The organism is Kitasatospora terrestris, from assembly GCF_039542905.1.
In the GTDB taxonomy this organism is placed as follows: domain Bacteria; phylum Actinomycetota; class Actinomycetes; order Streptomycetales; family Streptomycetaceae; genus Kitasatospora; species Kitasatospora terrestris.
Genome location: NZ_BAABIS010000001.1, coordinates 1,089,123 through 1,114,897, shown reverse-complemented (window position 1 = coordinate 1,114,897; position 25,775 = coordinate 1,089,123). Strand labels below are relative to the sequence as shown.

Annotated in this window: 20 protein-coding genes, 1 tRNA gene and 1 pseudogene; 13 read left to right on the top strand and 9 right to left on the bottom strand. The window is 73.4% G+C overall.

The window, feature by feature from the left end:
* Window positions 1–188: 188 nt before the first annotated feature.
* From ABEB06_RS05330 to ABEB06_RS05320, 3 genes are all read left to right on the top strand, one after another.
* Window positions 189–1,736 carry a DEAD/DEAH box helicase gene (locus tag ABEB06_RS05330; protein WP_345695616.1) on the top strand — a complete coding sequence of 516 codons (1,548 nt, stop codon included), beginning with the start codon at window positions 189–191 and terminating at the stop codon, window positions 1,734–1,736.
* Window positions 1,737–1,890: 154 nt separating this feature from the next.
* A complete protein-coding gene (locus ABEB06_RS05325) occupies window positions 1,891–2,271 on the top strand; it encodes a CBS domain-containing protein (protein WP_345695615.1) in 381 nt (126 codons plus the stop codon).
* A gap of 440 nt (window positions 2,272–2,711) precedes the next feature.
* The gene (locus tag ABEB06_RS05320; protein WP_345695614.1) at window positions 2,712–4,232 is read left to right on the top strand and encodes an MFS transporter; all 1,521 of its coding nucleotides are present in this window, start codon (window positions 2,712–2,714) and stop codon (window positions 4,230–4,232) included.
* Window positions 4,233–4,463: 231 nt separating this feature from the next.
* On the opposite strand, the gene ABEB06_RS05315 is transcribed toward ABEB06_RS05320, so the two are convergent.
* Window positions 4,464–6,440 (bottom strand): PLL family lectin, encoded by a 1,977-nt coding sequence (locus ABEB06_RS05315; protein WP_345695613.1) that lies wholly within the window; start codon window positions 6,438–6,440, stop codon window positions 4,464–4,466.
* A 449-nt stretch (window positions 6,441–6,889) separates the two neighbouring features.
* Between ABEB06_RS05315 and ABEB06_RS05310 the strand changes: the two genes are divergently transcribed.
* The 3 genes from ABEB06_RS05310 (at window position 6,890) to ABEB06_RS05295 (ending at window position 9,572) form a co-directional block, all read left to right on the top strand.
* Entirely contained in the window at window positions 6,890–7,180 is a 291-nt protein-coding gene (locus ABEB06_RS05310; protein ID WP_345695612.1) for a WhiB family transcriptional regulator, read from the top strand.
* A 95-nt stretch (window positions 7,181–7,275) separates the two neighbouring features.
* Window positions 7,276–7,629 carry a response regulator gene (locus tag ABEB06_RS05305; RefSeq protein ID WP_345695611.1) on the top strand — a complete coding sequence of 118 codons (354 nt, stop codon included), beginning with the start codon at window positions 7,276–7,278 and terminating at the stop codon, window positions 7,627–7,629.
* A gap of 581 nt (window positions 7,630–8,210) precedes the next feature.
* Window positions 8,211–9,572: a chloride channel protein gene (locus ABEB06_RS05295; protein WP_345695610.1), complete on the top strand. Its 1,362-nt coding sequence runs from the start codon at window positions 8,211–8,213 to the stop codon at window positions 9,570–9,572.
* A gap of 60 nt (window positions 9,573–9,632) precedes the next feature.
* Here ABEB06_RS05295 and ABEB06_RS05290 read toward each other — a convergent pair whose 3' ends face one another.
* On the bottom strand, window positions 9,633–10,613 hold the full coding sequence (locus tag ABEB06_RS05290; protein WP_345695609.1) for an ArsR/SmtB family transcription factor: 981 nt from the start codon (window positions 10,611–10,613) through the stop codon (window positions 9,633–9,635).
* Window positions 10,614–10,674: 61 nt separating this feature from the next.
* On the opposite strand from ABEB06_RS05290, the gene ABEB06_RS05285 reads away from it, so the two are divergent.
* Complete coding sequence (locus ABEB06_RS05285; protein ID WP_345695608.1) at window positions 10,675–12,009, top strand: MFS transporter; 1,335 nt, start codon at window positions 10,675–10,677, stop codon at window positions 12,007–12,009.
* Between the two features lie 218 nt (window positions 12,010–12,227).
* A complete protein-coding gene (gene paaK / locus ABEB06_RS05280) occupies window positions 12,228–13,499 on the top strand; it encodes a phenylacetate--CoA ligase PaaK (protein ID WP_345695607.1) in 1,272 nt (423 codons plus the stop codon).
* Between the two features lie 141 nt (window positions 13,500–13,640).
* On the opposite strand, the gene ABEB06_RS05275 is transcribed toward paaK, so the two are convergent.
* Window positions 13,641–14,093, bottom strand: coding sequence for an ATP-binding protein (locus tag ABEB06_RS05275; protein WP_345695606.1), 453 nt, complete (start codon window positions 14,091–14,093; stop codon window positions 13,641–13,643).
* 350 nt (window positions 14,094–14,443) lie between these two features.
* On the opposite strand from ABEB06_RS05275, the gene ABEB06_RS05270 reads away from it, so the two are divergent.
* Window positions 14,444–15,418, top strand: coding sequence for an SDR family NAD(P)-dependent oxidoreductase (locus tag ABEB06_RS05270; protein ID WP_345695605.1), 975 nt, complete (start codon window positions 14,444–14,446; stop codon window positions 15,416–15,418).
* A 408-nt stretch (window positions 15,419–15,826) separates the two neighbouring features.
* Here the strand turns inward: ABEB06_RS05270 and ABEB06_RS05265 are convergent, their stop codons facing one another.
* Window positions 15,827–16,387 (bottom strand): nitroreductase family protein, encoded by a 561-nt coding sequence (locus tag ABEB06_RS05265; protein WP_345695604.1) that lies wholly within the window; start codon window positions 16,385–16,387, stop codon window positions 15,827–15,829.
* Window positions 16,388–16,603: 216 nt separating this feature from the next.
* On the opposite strand from ABEB06_RS05265, the gene ABEB06_RS05260 reads away from it, so the two are divergent.
* Window positions 16,604–16,753, top strand: a complete 150-nt coding sequence (locus tag ABEB06_RS05260) for a hypothetical protein (RefSeq protein ID WP_345695603.1) — start codon at window positions 16,604–16,606, stop codon at window positions 16,751–16,753.
* 223 nt (window positions 16,754–16,976) lie between these two features.
* On the opposite strand, the gene ABEB06_RS05255 is transcribed toward ABEB06_RS05260, so the two are convergent.
* Window positions 16,977–17,255, bottom strand: coding sequence for a hypothetical protein (locus tag ABEB06_RS05255; protein WP_345695602.1), 279 nt, complete (start codon window positions 17,253–17,255; stop codon window positions 16,977–16,979).
* Between the two features lie 254 nt (window positions 17,256–17,509).
* Here ABEB06_RS05255 and ABEB06_RS05250 point away from each other — a divergent pair, with 254 nt between their 5' ends.
* Window positions 17,510–18,418, top strand: a complete 909-nt coding sequence (locus ABEB06_RS05250; RefSeq protein ID WP_345701743.1) for a formylglycine-generating enzyme family protein — start codon at window positions 17,510–17,512, stop codon at window positions 18,416–18,418.
* Between the two features lie 171 nt (window positions 18,419–18,589).
* Window positions 18,590–20,941, top strand: coding sequence for a sulfatase-like hydrolase/transferase (locus tag ABEB06_RS05245; RefSeq protein ID WP_345695601.1), 2,352 nt, complete (start codon window positions 18,590–18,592; stop codon window positions 20,939–20,941).
* Between the two features lie 31 nt (window positions 20,942–20,972).
* On the opposite strand, the pseudogene ABEB06_RS39280 reads toward ABEB06_RS05245, so the two are convergent.
* Both ABEB06_RS39280 and ABEB06_RS05240 read right to left on the bottom strand, forming a co-directional pair.
* Window positions 20,973–21,137 (bottom strand): annotated as a pseudogene (locus ABEB06_RS39280) (LuxR C-terminal-related transcriptional regulator); the annotation flags it as partial.
* 138 nt (window positions 21,138–21,275) lie between these two features.
* Window positions 21,276–21,602 (bottom strand): hypothetical protein, encoded by a 327-nt coding sequence (locus tag ABEB06_RS05240; protein ID WP_345695600.1) that lies wholly within the window; start codon window positions 21,600–21,602, stop codon window positions 21,276–21,278.
* A gap of 150 nt (window positions 21,603–21,752) precedes the next feature.
* On the opposite strand from ABEB06_RS05240, the gene ABEB06_RS05235 reads away from it, so the two are divergent.
* Window positions 21,753–21,829 (top strand) — tRNA-Met (locus ABEB06_RS05235).
* A gap of 58 nt (window positions 21,830–21,887) precedes the next feature.
* On the opposite strand, the gene ABEB06_RS05230 is transcribed toward ABEB06_RS05235, so the two are convergent.
* Window positions 21,888–22,361, bottom strand: a complete 474-nt coding sequence (locus ABEB06_RS05230; RefSeq protein ID WP_345695599.1) for a carboxymuconolactone decarboxylase family protein — start codon at window positions 22,359–22,361, stop codon at window positions 21,888–21,890.
* Window positions 22,362–22,846: 485 nt separating this feature from the next.
* A complete protein-coding gene (locus ABEB06_RS05225) occupies window positions 22,847–25,711 on the bottom strand; it encodes an ATP-binding protein (RefSeq protein ID WP_345695598.1) in 2,865 nt (954 codons plus the stop codon).
* Window positions 25,712–25,775: the final 64 nt, after the last annotated feature.

The following is a 25,775-nucleotide window of genomic DNA, read 5'->3' as shown; positions in this document are numbered from 1 at the left end:
ACAGCTCACGGTTCGAGGATCCTCCGCTCCCGCCCTCCGCGGTGAGCGCGGACCTGAGGTGACGTGCCGCACGGTTTCACCGTCCACGCCCCACCCTCTCCATACTTTCGGCCCGTTCCTCGCGACCTCCTGCCGGCGCCCCGCGCTGCGGAGCCGCCTCGCGACGTGCCGCCCCAGGAAGGTTTCCCATGAACCGTTCCAGTCGTTCCCCGTACCGGAACACCAACTCCCGCTCCTCGGGCTCCGCCCGCTCCGGCAGCTCCTACGGATCCCGCTCCGGCGGCAGCTCCTTCTACGGCGACCGGCCTGCCGGCCGCCGGAACTCCCGTCAGGGCTCCCCCCTGCAGGGCGAGTTCGCGATGCCGGTGAGCACCACCCCGGCGCTGCCGGCCGTCGAAGCGTTCGACGAGCTGGACATGCCCAAGGCGCTGCTGTCGGTACTGACCCGGCAGGGTGTCACCACGCCGTTCCCGATCCAGGCCGCCACGCTGCCGAACTCGCTGGCCGGCCGCGACGTCCTCGGGCGAGGCCGCACCGGCTCCGGCAAGACCATCGCGTTCGGCCTCGCCGTGCTGGCCCGCACCGCCGGCCTGCGCGCCGAACCGCGCCGTCCGCTGGCCCTCGTGCTGGTTCCCACCCGTGAGCTCGCGCAGCAGGTCACCGACGCCCTCACCCCGTTCGCCCACGCGGTGCGGCTGCGCATGGCGGCCGTGGTCGGCGGGATGTCGATCGGACGCCAGGCCCACGCGCTGAACCAGGGGGCCGAGATCGTAGTGGCCACGCCCGGTCGCCTCATGGACCTGGTCCAGCGCGGTGACTGCCGGCTGGACGGGGTCGGCATCACGGTCCTCGACGAGGCCGACCAGATGGCCGACATGGGTTTCCTGCCGCAGGTCACCGGACTCCTCGACCAGGTCGCCGAGGGCGGCCAGACGATGCTGTTCTCCGCCACCCTGGACCGCAACGTCGACCGCCTGGTCCGGCGGTTCCTGAAGGATCCGGTCACGCACTCGGTGGACCCGTCCGCGGGAGCGGTCAGCACGATGGAGCACCACGTGCTGCACGTGCAGAACTACGACAAGGCCGCCACGATCGCGCACATCGCCTCCCGTGAGGGTGGCGTGATCATGTTCATCGACACCAAGCACGGCGCCGACCGCCTGGTGGAGGACCTGCTCGCGAACGGGGTGAAGGCCGCCGCCCTGCACGGCGGCAAGTCCCAGCCGCAGCGCACCCGCACCCTGGAGCAGTTCCGGGCCGGCCAGGTCACCGCGCTGATCGCGACCAACGTCGCCGCCCGGGGCATCCACGTCGACGGGCTCGATCTGGTCGTCAACCTCGACCCGCCGACCGACCACAAGGACTACCTCCACCGCGGCGGGCGCACCGCCCGCGCCGGTCAGTCCGGCACCGTCGTCACCCTGGTCCTGCCCAACCAGCGCCGCGAGACGGCCCGCATGATGGCCACGGCCGCCATCACCCCCGTCACCACGCGCGTCAGCGCCGGCGACGACGACCTGGCCCGCATCACCGGCGCCCGGGTGCCCACGGGCATCCCCACCGTGATCGCCGCTCCCGTCGTCGAGCGCCCCCGCCGCAGCGCGTCCACGAGCCGCGGCCGCCGCGGTCGCCCCGCCCACGCGGGAGCCGACACCCGCGCATCCGCCGCCGGCCGCGACACCAAGGGCTCCGCCGGCCGCCGCCGGGCACCGCGCCGCGTCGCCCTCGCCGCTTAGCACGTGGGTGGGGCCGGGACTGCCGCCGCAGCTCCGTCACTTACTGGGCGACCAGCGTTCTCGGCCCGCTCCGGCGCGCCCCGCCGGCCGTCCCACCGTCAGCGTTTCATGCCCATCGCCGGTCTCGGCGGTGGATACGCGAAGGAGTCCGCTCATGACCGTCACCCTCGAACGTACCGAGACCGTCGCCACGGTCGGCGACCTCATGAAATGCCCTGAGCTGCAGGTCAGCGACGACGTCATGGTCGACATGGCGACGGACATCCTGCAGAGTTCCGGCGCCGACCACCTCCTGGTCCGCGACGACGACGGCCGCTGTGCGGGGCTGCTGACGCGCCTGCACCTCGCGCCGTTCCAGGCCCGCTCCTGGTACACCGAGCGGACCCCGGTGCGCGACGTCGTCCTCGACCGTGCCCCGTTCGCCACCGCTGACATGACCGCGGACGCGGCGGCGGCCGCCATGCGCGCCCGAGGCCTGACCGTGTGGCCGGTGGTGGACCACGACGGCCACGCCATCGGTCTGCTCAGCTTCTAGGACCGTCCCGTCGGCACCGGCGGGACGGCCATCGCCCTGTCCCACTCGCAGTATCCCCAGCGCTGCTTCGGCCCGTGTCCCGACGGGGGAGGCCCCCGGGCGGTGGACGGGCAGGTCGGTGCGGCCGGGCCGCGCCGGCGAGGGCAGGGGCCGGGCGGCCGGAGTGGGGAACGGGCCCCGGACGTCTGCTCGCGAAAGGGTGGCTCGAACGCTCGATCTGCGCACCCCATCCGGACACCGACTGCCGTACCGAGCAGTGGCAACGGTGCTGATGCGGCTGATGCGGGCCGGGTCGCCTGCTCGACGGTCGGTTCACGGGTGGGCGGCCGGGCGGCGCGTAGCCAGTGAGGCGGGGAGGAATGGCGGCGGCTCGGCCGGGCAGACGCCCGCCCGCAGCGCCGGACGGCCGCTGCCACCTGTGAGCGAGAGGGAGGCCATCCATGGGGGACGACACCGACCGCGCCGAGCGCCAGGTCCATCATCAGCCCCAGGTGCGTCAGGGAGGGGCGGAGGACGTCATCGAGACCGACGTGCCCGCCAGGCTCGATCGGTTGCCCTGGTCGCGGTGGCACTGGCGGATCGTGATCGGCCTCGGGACCGTCTGGATCCTGGACGGGCTGGAAGTCACCATCATCGGCAACATGGCCGGCCGTCTCGCCGAGTCCGGGAGCGGGATCGCGATCAGCACCACCCAGGTCACCACGGTCGCCGCCGCGCTGTACGTGGCGGGAGCGTGCAGCGGCTCCCTGTTCTTCGGCTGGCTGACCGACCGGTTGGGCCGTAAACGGCTGTTCATGATCACCCTGGCGGTGTACCTGGCCGCCACCGCGGTGACTGCCCTGTCCTGGTCGGCCTGGTTCTTCTTCCTCTGCCGGTTCTTCACCGGCTTCGGCATCGGCGGCGAGTACGCGGCCATCAACTCGGCGATCGACGAGCTGATCCCGGCCCGGGTCCGCGGCCGGATCGACCTGATCATCAACGGCAGTTTCTGGATCGGCGCGGCGATCGGCGCCTTCGCCTCCATCGCCCTGCTGAACACCGCGCTGTTCGCCACCGACATCGGCTGGCGGCTCGCCTTCGGCATCGGCGTCGTCCTCGGCCTGGTCATCCTGCTGGTGCGTCGGCACGTCCCGGAGAGTCCGCGCTGGCTGTTCACCCACGGCCGCGCCGACGAGGCGGAGCAGGTGGTGGCCGAGGCGGAACGCATCGTGGCGGAGGAGACCGGCCGCGACCTGCCACCGGCGGAGGGCACCATGAAGATCCGCCCGCGCGGCGCGCTCGGCTTCCTCACCATCGCCCGTACGGTCACCTCGCAGTACCCCAAGCGCACCGTGCTCGGGCTCGCCCTCTTCATCGGGCAGGCGTTCCTCTACAACTCGGTGACCTTCGGCTACGCGGTGATCCTCTCCACGTTCTTCGACGTGCCGGAGGGCAACACCGGCTACTACTTCGCGGTGATCGCGGTCGGCAACTTCCTCGGCCCGCTGCTTCTCGGGCACCTCTTCGACTCCGTCGGGCGCAAGCCGATGATCGCCGGTACCTACATCGGATCCGGCCTCCTGCTCTTCGGCACCGCCGCGCTCTTCAACGGCGGCCTCCTGAACGCCACCACGATGACGGCCTGTTGGACGGCTGTGCTGTTCCTCGCCTCGGCGGGTGCCAGCGCCGCCTACCTGACCGTCAGCGAGATCTTCCCGCTGGAGACCCGGGCCCTGTGCATCGCGTTCTTCTACGCCGTCGGCACGGCCATCGGCGGCATCACCGGTCCGCTGCTCTTCAACGGCCTGGTGGGCAGCGGGAAGGTGTCCGACACCACCCTGGCGTTCTGCATCGGCGCCGCGCTGATGACGCTGGCAGGCCTGGTGGAGGCCGTGATCGGCGTGAAGGCCGAACGCCGCAGCCTGGAGTCGTTGGCATCTCCCCTCAGCGAGGTCAGGGAAGCCGAGACTGCCGGTACCTGACGCCTGGCGCCGGGGCCCGAGGCTGCGGGGTCCGGCCTCCCTCGGGCCGGAGCGGGTGGCCGGGCGCCGAGTGGCGCTCTCGCCGAGTCGTCAGAGACGGTCGCCGCCCGGGCCGCGGTCGCCCTCGGCGCCGTCGCCGGCCTCCTCACCCCCGGTGGCGAGGGGGCCGGCGCACGCCGTCGGGCCGACCCGGCGCCCGTGTGCACGCGGGTCGGCGCGCCGCCGGCGCGGTCAGGTGAAGCCGCCGCCCAGTGCCTCCCACCCGGTCGGGCTGGGCTTCCACTCCTGGGCCCAGGCCTTGTGCCACATCCCCCTGTCGCGGCCGACGGCGAAGACGTCGAGGCGGTTGGGAGCCCAGGCGACCACCTTGGGCGGGCTGGTGAAGACGCCGCCGAGGAACTCCCAGGACGTTTCCGGCTGCCAACTGCCGCCGACCAGCGCCCGGTGGTACATGCCGCCGTCGAGCCCGACCGCGAAGACGTCCAGACGGTTCGGCCCCCAGGACGCCACGGTCGGCGGGCTCTCGAAGGTGCCTCCGAGGGGTTCCCACTCGCTCTGGCCGGGCTGCCACTCCTTCGCCCAGGCCTTGTGCCACATGCCGGAGTCGAGCCCGACGGCGAAGACGTCGAGGCGGTCGGGGCCCCAGGAGGCGACGGCGGGTGCGCTGGTGAAGCCGCCGCCGAGGGGTTCCCAGCCGGGGGTGGGGTGCCAGCCGCCGTTGGCGAAGGCCTTGTGGTACATGGCTCCGTGGAGGCCGACGCCGAAGATGTCGAGGCGTTGCGGGCCCCAGGAGGCCACGGCGGGCGGCTGGCTGAAGCCGCCTCCGAGGGGTTCCCATCCGCTCTGGCCGGGCTGCCACTGCTGGGCCCAGGCCTTGTGCCACATCGCGGCGTCCAGGCCGAGGGCGAAGACGTCGAGGCGGTCGGGGCCCCAGGAGGCGACGGCGGGTGCGCTGGTGAAGCCGCCGCCGAGGGGTTCCCAGCCGGGGGTGGGGTGCCAGCCGCCGTTGGCGAAGGCCTTGTGGTACATGGCTCCGTGGAGGCCGACGCCGAAGATGTCGAGGCGTTGCGGGCCCCAGGAGGCCACGGCGGGCGGCTGGCTGAAGCCGCCTCCGAGGGGTTCCCATTCGCTCTGGCCGGGCTGCCACTGCTGGGCCCAGGCCTTGTGCCACATCGCGGCGTCCAGGCCGACGGCGAGCACGTCGAGCCGCTCCGGCGCCCAGGAGGCGACAGCGGGGACCTTGCGGGTGATGCCGGCCGACACCTGCATGCTGAAGGCGAGGTCGACCTGGTCGGCGGTGGCGCTGCCCACCGAGATGTTCAACTGGCCCGGGACCATCATGCCGGCACCCGGGGTGGCTGCCATGGCGCCGATCTGCAGGGACTCGGTGGAACCGTCCTCCGGGCCGGTCTGGTGGACGACGACCCACCCCGGCGCCTCCGCCGGGAGTGACCGGTCCCAGCCCTCGGGGACGCGGTACTCCACGACGATGCGTTTGCCGCCGATCACCCCGTCCGCGTAGGCGACCACCTTCCGGGCCGGTGACGAGGCCGGGGGCGCGCCCCGCAGCGGCTGCAGCACGGCCCGGCCCTGCTGGGCGTCGTGCAGAGCCGTCGTCAGGTTCTCGCCCCAGCGGGAGAGGTCCAGCCAGCCGCAGGCCCGCAGGCTCGGGCAGACCATCCCCGGCCCGCTCGCCGAGTGCGACTCGTCGACGGTCCCGTCCGCGTTGGTGATGTTCAGCCCGGGGTCGAGGAAGGAGAACTTGCTGCCCTCCAGGCCCATGATGCAGAACCGGTTGCCGTACTCGATCGGGCCGCTCGGCCCGGAGAGGTTGGCGTGCCGCGCGCCGTAGTGGTGGCCCAGCTCGTGGCCGACGATCGCCTGGTTGAGGTCGGAGGCCGCCATGTGGCTGTAGAGGCTCCCGTCGCTTCCGGTGAAGGTGGCCCCGAGGGCGGCTCCGGGGACGTCGATGACCAGGACGAAGTTCTGGTATCCGGACAGGTCCACGCCCAGGCCCTGCGCGACCACCGGTCGTACGTTCGGGCCCGCGTTGGTGCCGAAGTCCAGCCACTGCTGCAGCGTGAAGGGCAACTCGAACCAGTCGTAGACGGTGATCTCCAGCCCGTCCCGGCCGCCGGACTGGTCGTTGAAATAGCGATCGTTCGCCGCAGCGAGCCGCTCCACCCACTCCTTGTCGAGCGTGGTCACGCGATCTACGTCGTTGCAGCTGAGAAGAAGGACTCCCACCTTCATGACACGCCTCCGAAAGGCGAACGGGTAGACGTAGCAACGTAGGGCTCCCGCGCGGTCGTCCGCGTACAACCCTATGGGTGGCGGAATGGGGTCGCAAACGGCGCAAGCCTCCGTGGCCACCGCCGATCTGACGGTCGGACCGTTCCGCCGGAGCCGGCGGTGACCGTCCGTTGCCATCGGGGCGTATCGGCCCCGGAGACGTGCGCAGGGAGTGAGTTTCTCCGCCCTTCGCTGCGCTGCGTGACCCGGCCACGTCCGGGGTGCGAAATGCGGCGAATATCCCCGCCTGCCCGGGGCAGGCGACAGCCCGACCGCCCGCCCCGAGACGGGGAGCCGCACTGCGCAGGCGGTGACATCCGATCCGGTCGGCCCGTGAGGGGTCGGCACAGCCGAAAGGAGTGGTGATGACGGTGATCTCGCGTCTCCCGGGACCGGTGCACCAGGAATGGGACTGGCAGCTGCAGGCGGCGTGCCGCGGCGAGGACGAACGGTTGTTCTTCCACCCCTCCGGAGAGCGCGGGCGCGCACACGACGACCGCGAAGAAGCGGCCAAGCGGATCTGCGCGGCCTGCCCGGTCCGCAAGCGCTGCCTCGACCACTCCCTCGCGGTGCGCGAGCCCTACGGGGTCTGGGGCGGCCTCGGCGAGGACGAGCGCCTCGCCCTCCTCGGGCCGGTCGCCCGCCGCGGCCGGTAGCCGACGGCCTCGGGCGGGCAACGGGGCCGAGAGGCGTCCACCACTTGCTCCAGGGGACGTTCCATCCGCTGCAGCCGTTCGAGGGGTCGACGGCCTTGCCGGCCGAGTTCTTGACGGTGACGGCGTCCCGGGCGACGGAGTCGGCGCAGAACTTCCCGATGATCATCTCGGATCCGGGGTCCGCGGCGGTCAGCGTGCCGATCCTGACCACGTTCGACCTTGATGAGTACGTGTTCTCCGCGCTCCGCGCGGGTGCCGGCGGCTTCCTTCTCGGGGACACCCGGACCGCCGACCTGCTGACCGCGATCCGCGTCCTGGCAGCCGGGGATGCGCTCCTGGCCCCGAGCGTCATCCGCCGCCTCATCGAGGAGTTCACCCGCCGCCCGAACCCCGCGGCCGGCCGGCCGCGGTCTTCACGGAGACCGCCGAGCGGAATCGCGACGTCCTGACCCTGATCGGCCTCGGCCTCTCCAACACCGAGATCGCCGACCACCTGCACGGCAGCGTCTCCACCACCAAGACCCGGGTCGGGCGCCTGCTGTGAAGCCAGGCGCCTCCGAGCGGGCCCAACTCGTCATCGCCGCCTACGAAACCGGACTCGTCCGCCCCGGCTCCACCACCTGAGCGGTGGCCACCCGCGGACCCTCACGCCGACCGGGACGGCGGTGGACCGAGGACGGTCGCCGCTCCGGCCGGGGCGGGCCGCGCCCGGCAACGGCGTCGCGCCAGGCGCCGGTCGGCCACAGCCGGCTCCCGGTCGCCCATCACGGAGTCCATGCGGACCACCGCCGCCGGATCGCCGCAGCGACGGTCGGCCAGTACCCACTGGCCATTGCTCAGGTCACGGCGCGTCACCCGCGGCGGGTCCGGCACGGGACCGCCCGCGCCGGGAGACGGCCCACCGGCGTGGCGCTTCCCCCGGGGCTCGGCGGCGTGGCGATGATCGGGGGGACACCTGGCCAGCGGCGCGCGGCGGCCAGGACCGCCGACCGGTTCCCGGGTGGGCCCGGATGCCAAGGAGACGATGCGCATGCCCGCCGAACCCGCTGTGGCCCCGCAGGACCCGTTCGCGATCGTCCGGAGCCGCAACTACCTCGTCCTGCTGGTGATGGCCGGGGCGCTGGGCGTTCCGATCTCGGCCGTCGCGTACGGCTTCCTCGCCCTCGTCTCCGAACTCCAGTCGCTGGTCTACGACGACCTGCCCAAGGGGCTGGGCTTCAAGGACACGCCCGACTGGTGGGCCGTGCCCGTGCTCGCCGTCGCGGGTGTCCTGGTCGCCCTCACCATCCAGTACCTTCCCGGACGCGGCGGACACGAGCCGGCCGACGGGCTCAAGACCGGCGGCACGCCGTCCGTCGCCGCGGTGCCCTCCGTCGCCCTGGCCGCGATCGCCTCACTCAGCCTCGGCGTCGTCCTCGGACCGGAGGCCCCGCTGATCGCCCTCGGCGGCGGCCTGGCCGTCGGCGCGGTCCGGCTGGTCAAACGCGACGCGCAGCCCAACGCCCTCGCCGTGATCGGCGCGGCCGGCAGCTTCGCCGCGATCAGCGAACTCCTCGGATCTCCCGTGCTCGGGGCCTTCCTGCTGATGGAGGCCTCCGGGCTGGCCGGTCCGATGCTCGGCGTCGTCCTCGTGCCCGGCCTGCTCGCGGCCGGCATCGGGTCACTGATCTTCACCGGCCTCGACTCCTGGACCGGCCTCGGCACCTACTCCCTGTCCCTGACCCAGGTGCCCGCCGCCGACCGGCCCACCGTCGCCGCGTTCTGCTGGGCGGTCCTCGTCGGCCTGGCCGCCCCGGTCCTCGGCACGGCGATCCGCCGTACGGCCCTGCGCCTGCGCCCGCACATCCAGCGGCACCGACTGCCCCTCACGGCGCTGACGGGCGCCCTCATCGGGGCGATCGCCCTGCTCTACGCCACGATCTCCGGCAAGCCGATCTCCGGCGTGCTCTTCTCGGGCGAGACCACGATCGGTCCGCTCCTGGCGGACCAGGCCACGTTCTCGGTCGGCACGCTGCTGCTCCTCGTCGTCCTCAAGTCACTCGCCTACAGCGCATCGCTCAGCGCCTTCCGCGGCGGCCCGGTCTTCCCGTCCCTGTTCGTGGGCGGCGCGGGCGGACTGGCCATGTCCCACCTGCCCGGCCTGGACGTCACCACCGGTTTCGCCATCGGCGTGGGAGCGATGGGCGTGGCCATGCTCCGGCTCCCGATGACCTGCGTCCTGCTGGCCACCCTGCTCCTCGGCGTCGAGGGGCTGACCGTGATGCCGGTCGTGATCGTCGCGGTGGTGGTCTCGTACGTGGGGACGCTGCGCCTGGCACGGGGGGAGACCCCTGCCACTGCCGGGGCGGGGCCCGGCGGGGCGGCCGCTCCCGGTGGGGCGTCCGCCTCCTGACGGCGTGAGTGCGGCGGCCCGCGCATCGGGGGGCGGTGCGGGCCGGACGCACCGGCCGGGTCAGCGGTAGAGGGCTTCGCCGCGGGTGGTCCGGGCGTAGAGGACGGTGCGTCCGGTGCGGTGGGGTGCGACGAGTCCGGCGGCGGCGAGGCGGTGGAGGTGGGCGGACACGCCGCCTGCTGCGAGGCCGGTGCGGTGGGCGAGTTCGAGGGTGGAGGCCGGGGTGTCCAGCAGGTCGAGGAGCCTGGCGCGGGTGGCGCCGAGGGCCGCCGCCAGGTCGGTGGCATCCGGCGCGGCCTCCCACAGGGTGCCGACTCCGCGGACGGGGTAGCGGATCACCGGCGTCCACGGCCGGGCGGTCTTGACGTGCAGGTCGGGCCAGGCGAACGCGGACGGCACCAGGACGAGGCCCCGCCCGTCCAGTCGGCGGTGGGTGTCCGTCGGGACGGAGCGGCGCAGGGCGATGCGCAGGGTGCTGCCGGCCGGATCGAACGCGAGGCCCGGGTGGATGTCGGCGAACATGGCCGCGGGGCCGCGGTCGGTCAGGACGCGGGCCCGGTGGTGGATGTCGGATTCCAGGAGGGCACGGATCCGCGGCCAGGTCGGTGCCAGCGCGCGGTCCCAGTAGCGGCGCAACTCGTCCGTCACGGAGGTCAGTTCCCGTCGCGGGGCGCGTCCGAGCGGAACCAGCCGCGCCGGGATGCGCTCGCCGAAGACGGCGGCCAGGTCCTGACGGACGACTTCGGCGGGGGTGTCGCGGACCCGGGCGAGTTCCTCGTCGAGCCCGGTGAGCGGCGAGTGCGGGGTCGGGGCGAGGAAGCCCGGCAGGTGGCCGGGGGACGCCACGGTGAGCTCGCGCGCGGCGGACCGCCCGGTCAGCAGCGGGTCGGCGCGGTGAGCGGACAGCCAGGGCATGTGGACGGCCCGGTCCGCAGGCCTGGCGAGCGCCCGGACCGAGGCCGTCAGCTCCCATGCCGGCGAGACGGCCCAGCGCAGGTGGGCCAGGTCCGAGGCGTCCAAGGACAGGGTGACGGTCGGCACGAGGATTCATCCTAGGCTGAATCCGTTGAGGGGCCGGACGGTGTCCGCGACGCTTCCCGCCATGACGGACACGATCGAGACCGGCCGCAGCGCACCACGCGGCCGCGGCACCACGGCCGCAGCCGGCGGCACGACCGCAGGCGCGGACACGCGCCCAGCCGCCGAGAGCCGCGCGGACACCGCCGCGCCGGACCGGAACCGCACCCGCTACCTCACCGCCACCGGCGTCGCGCTGTGGGGCTCGCAGATCGGACAGGCCGCCGTCCCGCTGACCGCCGTGACGGTGCTCCACGCCGGCGCGCAGGGCGCCGCGCTCCTGAAGACGGCGCTCACGCTGCCGTTCGTCCTGCTGGGCCTCCCGGTGGGCGCCTGGCTGGACCGGGTCCCGCGCCGTCCCGTCATGATCGGCGCGGACCTGGTGCGCGCCGTGGCACTCGCCACCCTTCCCCTGGCAGCCTGGGCGCACCGCCTGACCATGGCCCACCTGCTGGCCGTCGTGCTCCTGCAGGGCACCGCGACCGTCTTCTTCGACCTGGCCGCCCAGAGCATCGTCAAGGACATCGCTCCCGGCCGGCTGCTCGCCGGGGTCAACGCCCGATCGGCCACCGTCGCGCAGGCCGCGCTGATCGCCGGGCCGCCCCTGGCCGGCTGGGCCGCCGGCCTGCTGACCCCGCCCACCGTGCTCCTGGCGATGACGGCCGGCTACCTGTGGTCCGCCGCGTGGCTGGCCACCCTCGGCGTCCGTGAGCGCCCCGCCGCACCGTCCCCGGGCGCGTCACTCGCCCGGGAGATCGCCGACGGCGTCCGTTTCGTGGCACGCCGGCCCGTGCTGCGCGCCGTCCTCGTCTCCGGGTGCCTGGCCAACATCGGCATCGCCGGGACCACCACCCTGCTCCCGGTCCTCGCCCTGAACGAACTCCACTGGAGCGAAAGCGAGCTGGGGCTGTTCCTGGGAGCGGGCGGGGTCGGCGGCCTGGTCGGGGCGCTCGGCGCCGTCCGGCTCGCCGCCAGGCTGGGAGCGGGCCGGGCAGCCCTGCTCGTCGGCCTCGCAGTGGCACCCCTCGCCCTCGTCCTGCCGCTGATCGGCCGCCCGGTCCCGGCGCCGATCGCCGCCGCGGCCTGGGCCGTGGTCGTCCTCAAGGTGGGATTCGACTCGGTCCTGATGACCACGTTCCGCCAGGACGCCACCCCCGCCCACCTCATGGCCAGGGTCAACGGCACCATGCGGGTCCTGTTCACCGCCGCCGTCGCCCTGGGCGCCGCCGCCGCGGGGGTCCTTGCCGCCACCACCGGCACCCGCTGTGCGCTCGCCCTCGCCGCCGCCGTGCTGGCCTGCGTCTGGATCCCCACCGCCCTCTCCCCGCTGCGCAAGCTGACCACCCTCACCGCCGCCTGAACACGCAACGCCACCCCCGCAGGGTCGGTCCACCGTCGCCGTCGTGACGGGCCGCCCGCCGGTGAGCCGGCAGTGGGGCAGGCCGCGGTGGGGGCACGCCGGCGGTGGTCGCGGAGGCGGCACTCCGCACACGACCCTGGCATGCCGGTGCGCCGTACCCTAGAGTGGCCAGCTACCGAACGATCGGTCGGTTTTCGGTCAGGTTGCAGGGAGTGACCATGGACGACAGCGAGCAGCTGAACCGCGACGAGTTGGCCGACCTCCAGCTCACCCGACTCCGCTGGTCCCTCGAACACGCCTATCGCAACGTCGACTTCTACCGCCGCTCGTTCGACGCCGCCGGCGTCCACCCCGACGACTGCCGCAGCCTCGCCGACCTCGCCCGCTTCCCGTTCACGGGCAAGCGCGACCTGCGCGACAACTACCCCTTCGGCATGTTCGCCGTACCGATGGACCGGGTCCGCCGGCTGCACGCCTCCAGCGGCACCACCGGCAAGCCCACGGTGGTCGGCTACACCGAGGGCGACCTGGAGACCTGGGCCGACGTGGTCGCCCGCTCCATCCGCGCGGCCGGCGGCCGCCCCGGCCACAAGGTCCACATCTCGTACGGCTACGGCCTGTTCACCGGCGGCCTCGGCGCCCACTACGGCGCCGAACGGGCGGGCTGCACCGTCATCCCCGCCTCCGGCGGCATGACGGCCCGCCAGGTCCAGCTGATCCAGGACTTCCAGCCGGAGATCATCATGGTCACCCCGTCCTACATGCTCACCCTGCTCGACGAGTTCGAACGGCAGGGCGTCGACCCGCGCAGCACCTCGCTGCGCGTCGGCATCTTCGGCGCCGAGCCCTGGACCGAGGAGATGCGCCGCGAGATCGAGGAGCGGATGGGCATCGACGCGGTCGACATCTACGGGCTCTCCGAGGTGATCGGCCCCGGCGTCGCCCAGGAGTGCGTGGAGACCAAGGACGGCCTGCACATCTGGGAGGACCACTTCTACCCGGAGGTCGTCGACCCGATCACCGGCGAGGTGCTGCCCGACGGCGAGTCCGGCGAACTCGTCTTCACCTCGCTCACCAAGGAGGCCATGCCGGTCGTCCGCTACCGGACCCGCGACCTCACCCGCCTGCTCCCCGGCACCGCCCGCCCCGCCTTCCGGCGGATGGAGAAGATCACCGGTCGCAGCGACGACATGATCATCCTCCGCGGGGTGAACCTCTTCCCCACCCAGATCGAAGAGATCGTGCTGCGGGAGCCCGCCGTCGCCCCCCACTTCCAGCTCGTGCTCACCCGCCGCGGCCGGATGGACCACCTCACCGTCCGCGTCGAAGCCCGCCACGTGGCCTCCGCGTCCCAGCGCGAGGCCGCCGCGACCGCGATCGCCCGGGGCATCAAGGACGGCGTCGGCGTCACCGCGGACGTCGAGATCGTCGACCCCGAGACCCTGGAGCGTTCGGTCGGCAAGCTCAAGCGCCTCGTCGACCGCCGCTGACGGGCAGTCCGCACGAGCCGCCCGGCCGGGAGCCGACCGCCACCCGGCCGTCGGCTTCGGCACGTGCCGGCCCCGGCCGGTCGACGCCGACCCGTTGGGCGGGTGGGGTCGTGCGGGGCGCGGATCTGCGGGTCCCGGCCGTCAGGCCGCGGTGGCCCGGCGGCCGGGGTCGGCCACCTGCACGCTGATCGTCTTTCCGCCGCCGGGGTCCAGGGTGACCGCGACGAGGGTGCTGACGTTCTGGACGAGGACCAGGCCCCGCCCCGAGGTGAGCCGCAAGGAACGGGGCTGAGGCCTCGGCAGGTGCCGGCTGGAGTCGCTCACGCGGATCTCCGTCCCGTCGGTGCGACCGAGGACGACCAGGCGCCCGGGGCGGCCGGTGTGGCGCAGCACGTTGGTCGCGAGTTCGGTGACGACGAGAAGGACGTCTTCGACGTGCGCATCACTCGCAGTGCTGCTGCGTCGCATGAACTCGCGTGTGATCACTCGTAGTCGAGGGATCTGGCGGCCGTCCGGCGGGACGGCGACGTCGAGCACGTCCGGGCTGCGGCGGTCCTGGTGCTTCGGTCGGTACTCGGTTGCGAGATGGGTCATGGCTCCCACGGCCTTTCGCGTGATCCCTGAGGGGATGTCCGTTCCGGCGGAGCGGCGGCCTCGGCCGTGCGTTCGGTGGTCGGCAGTGGGCGCCGCCGTCAGTATGACCGGCCGGGGCGCGGTTCGCTCCCGCACGTCCTCCAGCCGGTGTTCGAAGCCGTCACCACGCGGAATCGGCCTGGGGGGTGCGGTGCCGGTTGCCGCAGGTCGAGTGCGGTGCCCCTTCCTCCCGGGGCGGATCACCCCGGGAGGAAGGGCTCACCGTCACGTCGAGCCGGTGGAGGCGACGCGTTCGCACCGGGCTCGGGCGTCAGGCGTGTGGGGGAGTGGACCCTGGGCAGACGCCCGACATGTCGGCGGAATCGTGGGTGGACAAGGCGCTCGACCGGTCGATCGTGCTCGGCTACGGCAACGTCGGGCTGTGGGCCCGGCGCCGTCTGCCGGGATGGCCGGACGACCCTCCCCGCATGGACGGCAAGGTGGTCCTGGTCACCGGCGCCGCGTCCGGGATCGGCTCGGCGGCGGCGGCAGGATTCGCGCGCCTGGGCGCGTCGGTACGGGTGCTGGCTCGCGACCGGGAGCGGGCCGAAGGAGCCGTCCGGTCGGCGGTCCGACGCGCGGGCCCCGGTGCCACGCCCCCGGTTCCCGTGGTCTGCGACCTCGCCAGCCGCCCGGAGCTGCGGCGGTTCATCGACGAGTTCGCGGACAGCGAGCCGCAGCTGGACGTGCTCGTCAACAACGCCGGAGTCATGCCCGACGAACGCACCTTCAGCCCCGACGGTGTGGAGCTCGTCTTCGCCACCCACGTTCTCGCCCCGTGGATGCTCACGCGCGGACTGTCGGAGCTGATGTCCCGCTCCGCACCGGCACGCGTCGTCAACGTGACGTCGGGCGGCCAGTACGGGCAGCGCATACCCCCGGGCGACCTCCAATCCCTGCACGAGGACTACAGCCCCAAGAAAGTGTACGCGCGCACCAAACGCGAGGAGGTGGCGATCACCGAGGAGTGGGCCCGACGCCTGCTCGACCGAGGCATCCACGTGCACGCGATGCACCCCGGCTGGGCGGACACCAAGGGCGTCCGGCAGTGGATGCCGCTGTTCCGGGCGGCAAGCCGCCCGATCATCCGCACTCCGGAGGAAGGCGCGGACACCATCGTCTGGCTCGGCGCCGCACCCGAAGCGGTCGAGTCCACCGGCCTGCTGTGGCACGACCGCCGCGCCCGACCCACCACCTACGCCCTCGCGGCCGGCCCGGACGACGACGCCGCACGACAGGAGCTGTGGAACCACGTCGCCGAGCTCGCCGACGCGGCCGCCCCCTGAGGCGCGTACCGGCGGGACGCGGCTGTCCGCACTACGGAAGGCCCACGTCGACAGGCCGGACGGCCGGGACGGGAAACCTCCGAGCGGGACCGACCGCCCTTCGCGCGGCGCGGCTCGGAGTGACGGGGTGGGGCGGGGCAGCAGCTGCGCGTTTCGGCCGGTCAGTACGTCCCGCCCGATACGGATCGGTGCCACGTCGAGGCGGTGAGTCCGAAGCCGACGAACGTCCGGTCGCCGACGTGCGGTTGGCCGCCGTGGTCGACGTGCGGCGGCAGCCGGAGACCCGCGTCCGTGCCGATCGAGTCGAGCTGTCGCTCCAGCAGGTCGCCATGCCTGCCCGGGGTGCTTGCCGGCGAAGCCGCTGACGCCTGCCGTGGCGGACAGCGACGTCCGGCCACGACGTGGCTGCTACTCGGCGGCTGACCAGGGGGCGGAGCGAAGGTGTGCGACGGGGTGCCGGTTCCGGTCCTCCGGAGGTCCGTCGGCCGCCCTGCCTACCGCGATCATGGAGACGATCGCCCAACCCGGATTCGGCTTCAGTTCCGTGGTGAGGCCTTCCAGGTCGAAGGCCCGGAACTGGTGTGCGGCCAGTCCCATGGCCTGGGCCTGGACCGTCAGGTGGGCGACGGCCTGGCCGAGGTCGTAGTCGGCGAACTCGGAGTAGAGCAGGTGGTCTTCGCCGACGTGCCGGCGCGTCAGCGTGACGACGAGCAGGCCCGCGTCCGTCGCCCAGCGCGCGGAGCTCGGCGCGAGGTGGGGAAGGAGCCGGTCGTGGTCCGGCTCGCCGGGCCTGCCGACGAAGAAGCCCCAGGGCTGGGAGTTCCCCGCAGACGGTGCCCACCGTGCGGCCTCGAGCAGCAGACCGAGGGCGTGGTCGTCGACCGTTGCGGACGGATCGAATCGGTACGGGCTGAAGCGCCCGGCGAGCAGGGGGTGTATGCCGCTCGGCGGTTCCTGGGGATGCTGCACGTCCGGCTGCAACCGGCGACCGCGAGGTGGTATTCCGGCCGGTGCGAGTGCTTGCCGTCACCGTGTTCCTCGCCTGTCACGGCCATCACCCGGATGGACCACCTGACGGGCGCCCGGGGGTCCGCCCGCGACGATCGGTCCATGAACAACAATGAACGGGAAGAGTCCGGCCGGGCCCGGGGAGACTTCTCCGCCACGCCGGACGGGGTGGCTCCGATGCGAGCCGACGCACGGCTGCTCGACGTCTACGTCGAGGGGATCTGGATGCACCTCCGCGCCGAGCTGACCGGGCACTGCGGCCCGGCCGAGCGCGAGTCGCCGGCGCGCCCACGGCAGGTTCCCGGGCCCGGACGACGCCGCGGCTGACGACGACAGCCCCGAATACGAAATCCCGAGGGAACGAGCCCCGACGGCCTGCGCAGCGTCGAACTGCCCCGCCCGAGATCGCCGCCGTCGCCAGGCTCTTCACCATCCCCCGGATCCCGGAACCAGACCTGTGCCACGGGACTGAACGGGACTGACCCCCCCGCCGCGTGGGCGAGGCGAGCACGATCCGGCTCTGCGGGGGCGGGACGGGCCGAGCCGGGGCCTACGGGGTCCAGTGGGCGTGGGTCTGGTGGACCTCCGGCTGGGCACCCGGCGGCAGGCCCATGTCCCGGGCGATCGGCATGACGATGCCCGTGAACTTCCGCATCGCCTCCTCCGACTCCCACAGGTCGTAGATCTCCAGGCCGGAGCCGGTGGGCACGCAGGCGTGGGAGATGCAGCCGGCGAACGTGTCGCCGGGCAGCGCCTGGAGTCGGCTGTTCAGGGCGTCGTACTGGTCGGTGGTAATGCCGGGCAGTACGGACTTCACCAAGATCGCCATTGAGTCCTCGTTCGCGTGAGCGGGGCAGGTGGGTCGTCAGGGGCCCGGCCGCGCTCGGGGGTTCACGGCCGGACCGCCTGCCACCAGCGTGCGCCCGTCGGCCCGCGATCCGCAGGGCGGCTGCGCCGCTCGGGGGTATGCCACGACCGCGTGCCGGGGACGGGCGTGTCGCGGGACGCGGCCGGTCGCGATGGTGCACCGTCGGGGGCGTGACGATATCTGTGCAGTCCGGGCCTTCGGCCCCGGCCCGGGGGATGGTCCGGATCCCCGGGGGTTCCTTCCTGATGGGGTCGGACGACTTCTATCCGGAGGAGCGTCCGGTCCACCGGGTGTCGGTCGACGGGTTCTGGATGGACGAGCATCCGGTGACCGTGGCGGCCTTCCGCCGGTTCGTGAAGGCGACCGGGTACGTGACGGTGGCCGAGCGGCCGCCGGATCCCGGCGACTATCCGGGCGCGGACCCGGCCGACCTGGTGCCGGGGGCGCTGGTCTTCCGCCGGACGTCCGGTCCGGTGGACCTCGACGACTGGCGCCGCTGGTGGAGCTACGCGCCCGGCGCGTCCTGGCGCCGCCCGTACGGCGAGGGCAGCACCTTGGACGGCCGGGAGCGGCACCCGGTCACCCAGGTCTCCTTCGAGGACGCCGCCGCGTACGCGGCCTGGGCGGGCAAGGACCTGCCGACCGAGGCGGAGTGGGAGTTCGCCGCCCGCGGCGGCCTGGCGGGGGCCGTCTTCCCGTGGGGCGACGACTTCAGCCCGAAGGGCCGCCGGATGGCGAACACCTGGCACGGCCGGTTCCCGTGGGAGTTCGAGCCGGCCGGGAAGCTCAACGCCGCACCCGGCACCACCCCCGCCGGCAGCTACCCGCCCAACGGGTACGGCCTGTACGACATGGCGGGCAACGTCTGGGAGTGGACAGTGGACCACTACGCCGCCCGCCACCCGGATCCCGCGCCCGCCGCCTGCTGCGCACCCCGAAACCCCCGCGCCCCGCGGCCGGACCCCGCCGTACCGCCGGCGGAGCCGTTCCCCCGACGGACGGTCAAGGGCGGCTCGCACCTGTGCGCGCCGAACTACTGCCTGCGCTACCGCCCCGCCGCACGGCAGGGGCAGACCGAGGACACCGCCACCTGCCACCTGGGCTTCCGCTGCGTGGTGCGCTGACCGCCGCCCGTTCATCCGGGTGGACCACTGCCGGTGCGGCCGGTGCGGTGCCTGCCTACGGTCGGACGAGGGCGTCCCACGCACGGCCGCGCCCGGGGGTGGGTCTCACGGCGCGTCGGCCGACCACCGACCCGGGGCGGCCGGGGCAGTGGGCCTACAGGAAGGATCGGCGTGCAGCGCTTCAAGGGGAAGATCGCTCTCGACATTCGCGACTCGGAGCCGGACTGGGAGCCGTACCTGGCGCCGAAGGCACCCCGGGGCGCTCCGAACGTCCTGGTGATCGCCTGGGACGACATCGGCTACGCGACCATGGACTGCTTCGGCGGACCGGTGCGGACGCCGACGATGACGCGGATCGCGGACATGGGCGTGAAGTACACCAACTTCCACACCACCGCGCTGTGCTCCCCGAGCCGGGCCTCGCTGCTGACCGGCCGCAACGCCACCTCGAACGGGATGGCGACGATCGCCGAGTTCAGCGCGGGCTTCCCCGGCATCTCCACCCGCATCCCGTTCGAGAACGGCCTCATCTCGGAGGTCCTGGTCGAGCGCGGCTACAACACCTACTGCCTCGGCAAGTGGCACCTCACCCCCGGTGAGGAGACCAGCATGGCCGCGTACAAGGGGCGCTGGCCGCTGGGGCGCGGCTTCGAGCGCTTCTACGGCTTCCTCGGCGGGGAGTCGAGCGGCTGGTACCCGGACCTGATCCACGACAACCACTCCGTGGAGCCCCCGGCCACCCCGGAGGAGGGCTACCACATCGCCAAGGACCTGTCCGACAAGGCGATCACCTTCATCCGGGACGCCAAGGCCGTCGATCCGGACAAGCCGTTCTTCATGTACCTCTCCCTCGACGCGGCCCACTCGCCGCACCACGTGGCCAAGGAGTGGGCGGACCGCTACAAGGGCGTCTTCGACGAGGGCTACGAGGCGATCCGGCCGGGGATCCTGCGCCGGCAGAAGGAGCTCGGCATCCTGCCGGAGAACACCGAGCTGTCCCCGATCAACCCGCACGGGGAACCGGACGCGACCGGCCCCGACGGTCAGCCGTGGCCCGCGCTCGACGTGGTGCGCCCCTGGGACAGCCTGAGCGCCGACGAGCAGCGCCTGTTCGCCCGGATGGCGGAGGTCTTCGCCGGGTACGTCTCCTACAGCGACGACCAGCTCGGCCGCGTCCTCGACTTCCTGGAGTCCGCCGGCGAGCTCGACAACACCATCATCGTCGCCGTCTCCGACAACGGCGCCAGCGGCGAGGGCGGTCCGGACGGCACCTTCAACGAGTGGCGCTTCTTCAACGGCGTGCCCACCCCGACCGAGCTGAGCCTGCAGCACATCGACGAGCTCGGCAGCCCGGTGTCCTACAACCACTACAACACCGGCTGGGCCTGGGCGTTCGACACGCCGTTCCCGTACTGGAAGCGCTGGGCCGGCTACGAGGGCGGCGTCGCGGACATGTGCCTGATCGCCTGGCCCGCGGGCATCGGGGCCCGGGGCGAGATCCGCGAGCAGTACGTCCACGCCGTCGACGTCGTCCCCACCCTCTACGACCTGATCGGCATCGAACCGCCCGAGACCGTCAAGGGCCGCCGGCAGAACCCGATCGAGGGAGAGAGCTTCGCGGCCTCCCTGACCGACGCCGCGGCGCCGGGCAAGCAGACCCAGTTCTACGCGATGCTGGGGCAGCGCTCGATCTACCACGAGGGCTGGCTGGCCTGCACCGCCCACCCGCCGCTCAGCGGCTGGGGCAAGTTCGAGCACGACCGCTGGGAGCTCTACGACCTCGGTACCGACCGCGCCCAGTCCCACGACGTCGCGGCCGACCACCCGGAGCGGCTGGAGAAGCTCAAGGGCCTCTGGTACTACAACGCGGGCATCTACAACGGGCTCCCCCTGGACGACCGGTCCGCGCTCGAACAGACGCTCGCCGAGCGCCCGCACGGCACCCCGGCGCGCGAGCGCTACGTCTACTACCCCGACTGCGCTCCGGTCCCCGAGCAGTCCGGCGTCACGATCAGCGGCCGCTCGTACACCATCGCCGCCGGCGTCCGGATCGACTCGCCCGACGCCGAGGGCGTCCTGTACGCCCACGGAGGCGTCGCCGGCGGCCACAGCCTGTACGTCAAGGACCGCCGCCTGCACTACGCGTTCAACTGGCTCGGCACCGACCTGCGGACCGTCGTGGCCGACCGGGACGTCGAACCGGGCAGCCACGTGCTCACCGCCGAGTTCGCCATGACCGGCCGCAGTACCGATCCGCGGATGCCCGGCGCCGCTGGCACCCTGACCCTGTACATCGACGACCAGCAGGTCGGCAGCGGGGACATCGTCACCCAGCCGGGCTTCTTCTGCGTGGTCGGCGACGGGATCTGCGTCGGCCGCGACGGCTCCTCGCCCGTCACCACCGACTACCGGGTGCCGTTCCGCTTCACCGGCGGCACCATCGACCGCGTCGTCGTGGACGTGACCGGAAAACCGTACGTCGACCACGAGGCCCAGGTCCGCGGCTGGTTCGCCATCGACTGACCGGCGCACCAGCGGGCGCTCCGCAAGCGGCTCAGACGGAGTCGTGACGCCCGGTCAGAGCCTCGCGCACGTGCGGACGGGTGACCTCCAGCTCGGCGAGCACGCCGGCGACGTGGTGCTCGACGGTGCGCGGGGACAGGGCGAGCGCCCGGGCGATGTCCTGGTCGGCGGCACCTCGCGCCGGCAGTTCCGCGACCTCGCGCTCGCGCGCCCTGCGCTGCGGGCACCTGTTCGGGCATGTCGACGTCCCGGTGGGTCTCGGCTGCGGTACGCGGTCATCCTCCCGCCGAGCACGCCGGGTGGCCGCCCGGTGGGGCGACCACCCGGCGGGGTGTCAGGAGAAGATCACGGAGCGCAGCTCGAGCCGGTCGCCGAGCTTCTTGCCCGGGTTCATCACGTAGAAGACGTCGCCGTCGCAGCCGGAGTCGAGGAAGACCGTGGCAGTGGCGTCGGTGAAGTTCTCGGGAGCGAAGCCGGGATGCTCCTCGGTCGTGAACGGCAGGTCGATGCAGGTGCCGCTCGCCGGGTCGGCGATCCCCGCGAGGACTCCGGGGCCGACCTTGTAGAGGAAGTCGCCGGTCGCGGCGTAGGACGACGTGGGCGTGCAGATGACGAGCAGCACTGCGCCGCCGAGGGCGGCGAGGGAGGTACGAAGACGCATGGGAACCCTTCGTTGTCACGGTGTGGGCCTGCGCCACTACTGTACGTGTACGGACGGCTCGGGCTGCGGCACTGCGGGGTTCGGGCACGCGCGTCGCCGGGGAACCGGTTCGCGTCGGGGGGCGCCGTGCCGTACAGTCGGGACCGCCGACGCGGGGTGGAGCAGCTCGGTAGCTCGCTGGGCTCATAACCCAGAGGTCGCAGGTTCAAATCCTGTCCCCGCTACCACTTCCGGGCCCGGTGCGTTTCGACGCACCGGGCCCGGAGCCTTTCCCGCCGGCCGGGTCTAGCTGAACTGGCCGGGCCGGTAGTCGCCCGCAGGGGTCTGGAGCATCACGTTCACGCGGTTGAAGGCGTTGATGACGCTGATCACTCCCACCAGGGCGCCGAGCTGGTCCTCGTCGTAGTGCTCGGCGGCGTTCGCCCAGACGTGCTCGGGGACGCCGCCGGCCGCGTCGGCTGTCCGGGTGGTCTCCTCCGCGAGTTCCAGCGCCGCGCGTTCGGCGTCGGTGAACACCGTGGCCTCGCGCCACACCGCGACCAGGTTGAGGCGCTCGGGGGACTCCCCGGCGTGCACGGCGTCCTTGAAGTGCATGTCCGTGCAGAAGCCGCAGCCGTTGATCTGGCTGGCACGCAGCTTCACCAGCTCCTGTGTCGAGGCCGGCAGGGTCGAGCCGTCCAGTGCCTTCCCCGCAGCGACGATGTGCTTGAAGACCTTGCCGAGGACCGGGTTGGTGAAGGGGTTGAGGCGTGCTTCCATGGTGCGCTCCCTTGCCGTTGTCCTGTGCTTGCACCCGTACGACGGAACGGCGCGGCCGAGTGTGACGCGGACGGGTTGTGGCGTGGGTCACGGGGCAGCGGACCGCGTGATGGCCGGTCAGGTGCCGTACACGGTGAGTTCCGCGGCGGCGGACCACCGGTTGCCGCCGGCCTCGGAGGCGGCCTTGAGGTGGAGGAACCCGGGGCTCACTGGCGGGAAGCAGACGGTCTGCGGCAGCGCGTTGCGGGCCGGCTGCCGGTGGAGACGGGGTGCCCCTGGTGGTGCCGTCCGTGGAGGTGAGGATCCGGTGGCCGGCGGTCCTGCCGTTGGCACTGTCCTGCCGGGGCAGGTAGGAGGGGCTGCGGACCGAGTAGGCGGCACCGAGGCCACGAGTGTGCGGCTGCGGGGCCGTGGACGCGGCAGGCAGACCGGCCGGACCCGCTCAGGGGCCGGGACGGTCGGTGCCGCCGGTCGTCGGCTCGGCGTCAGGGCCGATCGCCCGGGACGGTGTGCGGCACCTGGTCACGGGTCACGCCGAGCTTCCGCAGGGTGTTGGCGACGTGGTGCTCCGCCGTGCGCGGGGACAGCGCCAGCGCCGCGGCGATGTCGCGGTTGCTCGCCCCCGAGGCCAGCAGCTCCGCGACCTGGGACTCGCGCGCGGACAGCGCCGTTCCGTCGCCGCGCCGGCCCCGGCCGGCGGCGCCCCGGCCGCACTCGCGCAACGCCTGCTGGCAGTGCGCGGCGCACGAGGTCGCGCCGAGCCGGGTGAACACGTCGAGGGCGTCCTGGAGGTGGCGGACGGCCCTCGCGGGCTGTCCGGCGGCGAGCAGCGTCCGGCCGGTCTGCTCGGCGGTCCGTGCGGCGCGGTAGACGCGGGTGTCGGCGACGAACACGGCGCGGGCCCGGACGAGCAGGTCCTCGGCCTCGTCGATGTCGGTGTCTGCGGCCAGCAGGCCGCGGCAGACCAGGAGTTCGGCGCGGGCGTCCGGGGCGTTGGAGTCGGCGAGACCGGCCTCGGCCTCGTCGGTCAGGGCACGGGCGTCCGCCGTCCGTCCGGCGAGCAGGGCCGCCAGGACGGCGGTGGGCACCAGGCTGGTCGCCCAGCCCCAGATGCCCTTGCGGCGCTGGACGGCGAGTGCCTGCTGGGCGACCTCCCACGCCTGCTCCGGCCGGCCCTCCAGGACCTCGATCCGGGCGAGTGCGGCGCTGCCGGCCACCACGCCGTCGAAGTACCCGTAGGGCAGCAGATGGGTGGTGATCGTCTCGCGCGCACGGGCGAGCTGACCGCGGGCGATGTCCAACCAGGCCGTCACCAGCAGCGGTTCCACGTACAGGCCGGATCCGGCCGCCGCCTCCGCGGCGATGGTCTCGGCCCACTCCTGGAGATTCTCCCAGCGGCCCTCCTGGAAGTCCAGGCCGAGGCGGACCAGCGAACACTGCTCCTGCGTGTGCCGGTACCCGGTCGCGTCGGCGAGCACCTCGGCGCGGCCCACCAGGTCCCGGGCGTAGTGGGTCCGTCCGGCCCAGGCGGTGCAGGTGGCGGCGTTGGCGAGGGCGCGGGCGCACTGGCGCCGGACGTCCAGCTCCGGGCTGTCCAGCGGCAGCATCGCCACCAGGCCGTCGAGCCCCGGGTCGGCGAGGGCGGCGAGCAGCGTGACCCGGTTGGCGAGCACGGTGGCCCGGCTCGCCGGGTCGGTGCCGGCGGCGAGCCGGGTGGCGCGCTCCATCCCGGCCCGGTCCTGGGCGGCGGTCCGGTCGAGCGCGATGCCCATGCAGAGGGTGGAGAGCGAGACCGCGGCGAGGTCGGGCCGGTCGGCTTCCAGCTCGGCCACCGCCCGTTCCATCTCACCGGCCCCCTCGGCCCGGCCCAGCGTGAACAGGGTGCGGGCCAGGCCGAGCCGGATCTCGCCGCGGGTGGCGGCGGTCAGCGCCGGGTCGGCGACGATCCGGCGCAGCGCGGCCAGGATGGCCGTCGGGTCGGTGCGGCGGGCGGCGAGCCGGCTCAGCTCGACGGCGGCCCGGGTCCGCTGCCCGGCCGGCAGGACCGGCTCGTCCAGGAGCTGCTGCAGGAGGTCGGCGGCGACGCCGTCGTCCCCGACCTCGACGGCATGGTCGGCGGCCGCCCAGGCGTGCGGCAGCCAGTCCTCGCCGCTGCCGAGCCGGCGGGCGTGGTGCGCGATCTGCACCAGCGGGGCGGGTCGTTGGCGGCCGAGCAGTTCGAACGCCCGTCGGTGCATCCGGCGGCGCTGCGGTCCGACGACGCGCTCGCCGACCGCCTGCGCGGCGAGTGCGTGGCGGAACCCGTAGCGGCCGCCGGGCATCTCGCGCAGCAGTCCGGTGTCGAGCGCCGCGATCAGCGCGGTCTCCGTCCGTTGCTCGTCGAGGCCCGCGGTGCCGGCGAGCAGTTCCTCGGTCGCCGGCGCCCCCAGCACCGAGGCCGCGTGCAGGACGGTCACCGCGTCCTCGGGCAGTGCCGAGACCCGGCTGTTCACCGCCTCCCGCAGGGCCCGCGGCACCGCCAGGTCCGCCAGTCCGGCCGGCGTTCCGCGGCGCGTCAGGACGAGCAGGTCCTCCTCCAGGACGAGTGGGAGGCCGCCGCTGCGGTCGAGCAACTGCGTCGTGAGCCTGCTCGCCGCGCCGGCGCCGAGGGCGGCGGTCGCGAGTTCGCGGACCTCGCCGCGGCCGAAGGGCAGGAGCGTGGTCTCCAGCCCGCCGACGCCGATCGGGCGGCGGTAGGGAGCCCCGAGCACGTTCCCGTGGTCGGGCAGGTCCTGGGCGCGGTAGGTGAGCACCAGGCGCAGCTGCGGCGGAGGGTTCCGGGCGAGCAGCAGGAGCAGGTCGCGGGTGGCCTGGTCGGCCCAGTGGACGTCCTCGACGACGAGGACCACCGGCCCCATCAGGGACAGCAGATGGTGGACGGCCCGCATCTGGAGCTGCCGCAGTTCACCGTCGGTGGCGGAACCGGCGGGTGCGTCGGGGAGGAGGTCGGCGAGCTCGGGGAGCAGGGGCGCGAGCACGGCCGCGCCGGGCCCCGGGCGCTCCCCGGCCAGGTACGGACGCGCGCGGCGCAGGGCCTCGACGACGGGCCCGAACGGCAGGGGCTCGCGCAGTGGATGGCACCAGCCGACCAGGACCGCGAGGTCCGCGTCGCGGACCAGCGGCTCCACCTCCCGCAGGAGCCGGGACTTGCCCACCCCCGCCTCGCCCTCCAGCAGGACGACGCTGGGCGCCTGCCGCACCGCCGCGGCCACCGCCGACAGTTCCTCCCGGCGGCCGACGAACTCGAACCACGCCCGTCCCGGTGCCTCGGTGTTCTTCGCCATCTCGTGCCAGCCTCTGCTGTCCGTCACCGTCCGTGTCCAACCGGCGTCGCCGGGCACGGCTGCGGGCGCGGCCCGCTACCACGATACCGCC

Bases quoted from the DNA above. Each gene is read 5' to 3' on its own strand.
- ABEB06_RS05240 (WP_345695600.1), bottom strand. From the start codon at position 21,602: ATGCGTCTTCGTACCTCCCTCGCCGCCCTCGGCGGCGCAGTGCTGCTC.
- ABEB06_RS05330 (WP_345695616.1), top strand. From the start codon at position 189: ATGAACCGTTCCAGTCGTTCCCCGTACCGGAACACCAACTCCCGCTCC.
- ABEB06_RS05255 (WP_345695602.1), bottom strand. From the start codon at position 17,255: ATGGCGATCTTGGTGAAGTCCGTACTGCCCGGCATTACCACCGACCAG.
- ABEB06_RS05285 (WP_345695608.1), top strand. From the start codon at position 10,675: ATGACGGACACGATCGAGACCGGCCGCAGCGCACCACGCGGCCGCGGC.
- ABEB06_RS05270 (WP_345695605.1), top strand. From the start codon at position 14,444: ATGTCGGCGGAATCGTGGGTGGACAAGGCGCTCGACCGGTCGATCGTG.
- ABEB06_RS05295 (WP_345695610.1), top strand. From the start codon at position 8,211: ATGCCCGCCGAACCCGCTGTGGCCCCGCAGGACCCGTTCGCGATCGTC.
- ABEB06_RS05320 (WP_345695614.1), top strand. From the start codon at position 2,712: ATGGGGGACGACACCGACCGCGCCGAGCGCCAGGTCCATCATCAGCCC.
- paaK (WP_345695607.1), top strand. From the start codon at position 12,228: ATGGACGACAGCGAGCAGCTGAACCGCGACGAGTTGGCCGACCTCCAG.
- ABEB06_RS05260 (WP_345695603.1), top strand. From the start codon at position 16,604: ATGCGAGCCGACGCACGGCTGCTCGACGTCTACGTCGAGGGGATCTGG.
- ABEB06_RS05325 (WP_345695615.1), top strand. From the start codon at position 1,891: ATGACCGTCACCCTCGAACGTACCGAGACCGTCGCCACGGTCGGCGAC.
- ABEB06_RS05230 (WP_345695599.1), bottom strand. From the start codon at position 22,361: ATGGAAGCACGCCTCAACCCCTTCACCAACCCGGTCCTCGGCAAGGTC.
- ABEB06_RS05275 (WP_345695606.1), bottom strand. From the start codon at position 14,093: ATGACCCATCTCGCAACCGAGTACCGACCGAAGCACCAGGACCGCCGC.
- ABEB06_RS05250 (WP_345701743.1), top strand. From the start codon at position 17,510: ATGGTCCGGATCCCCGGGGGTTCCTTCCTGATGGGGTCGGACGACTTC.
- ABEB06_RS05310 (WP_345695612.1), top strand. From the start codon at position 6,890: ATGACGGTGATCTCGCGTCTCCCGGGACCGGTGCACCAGGAATGGGAC.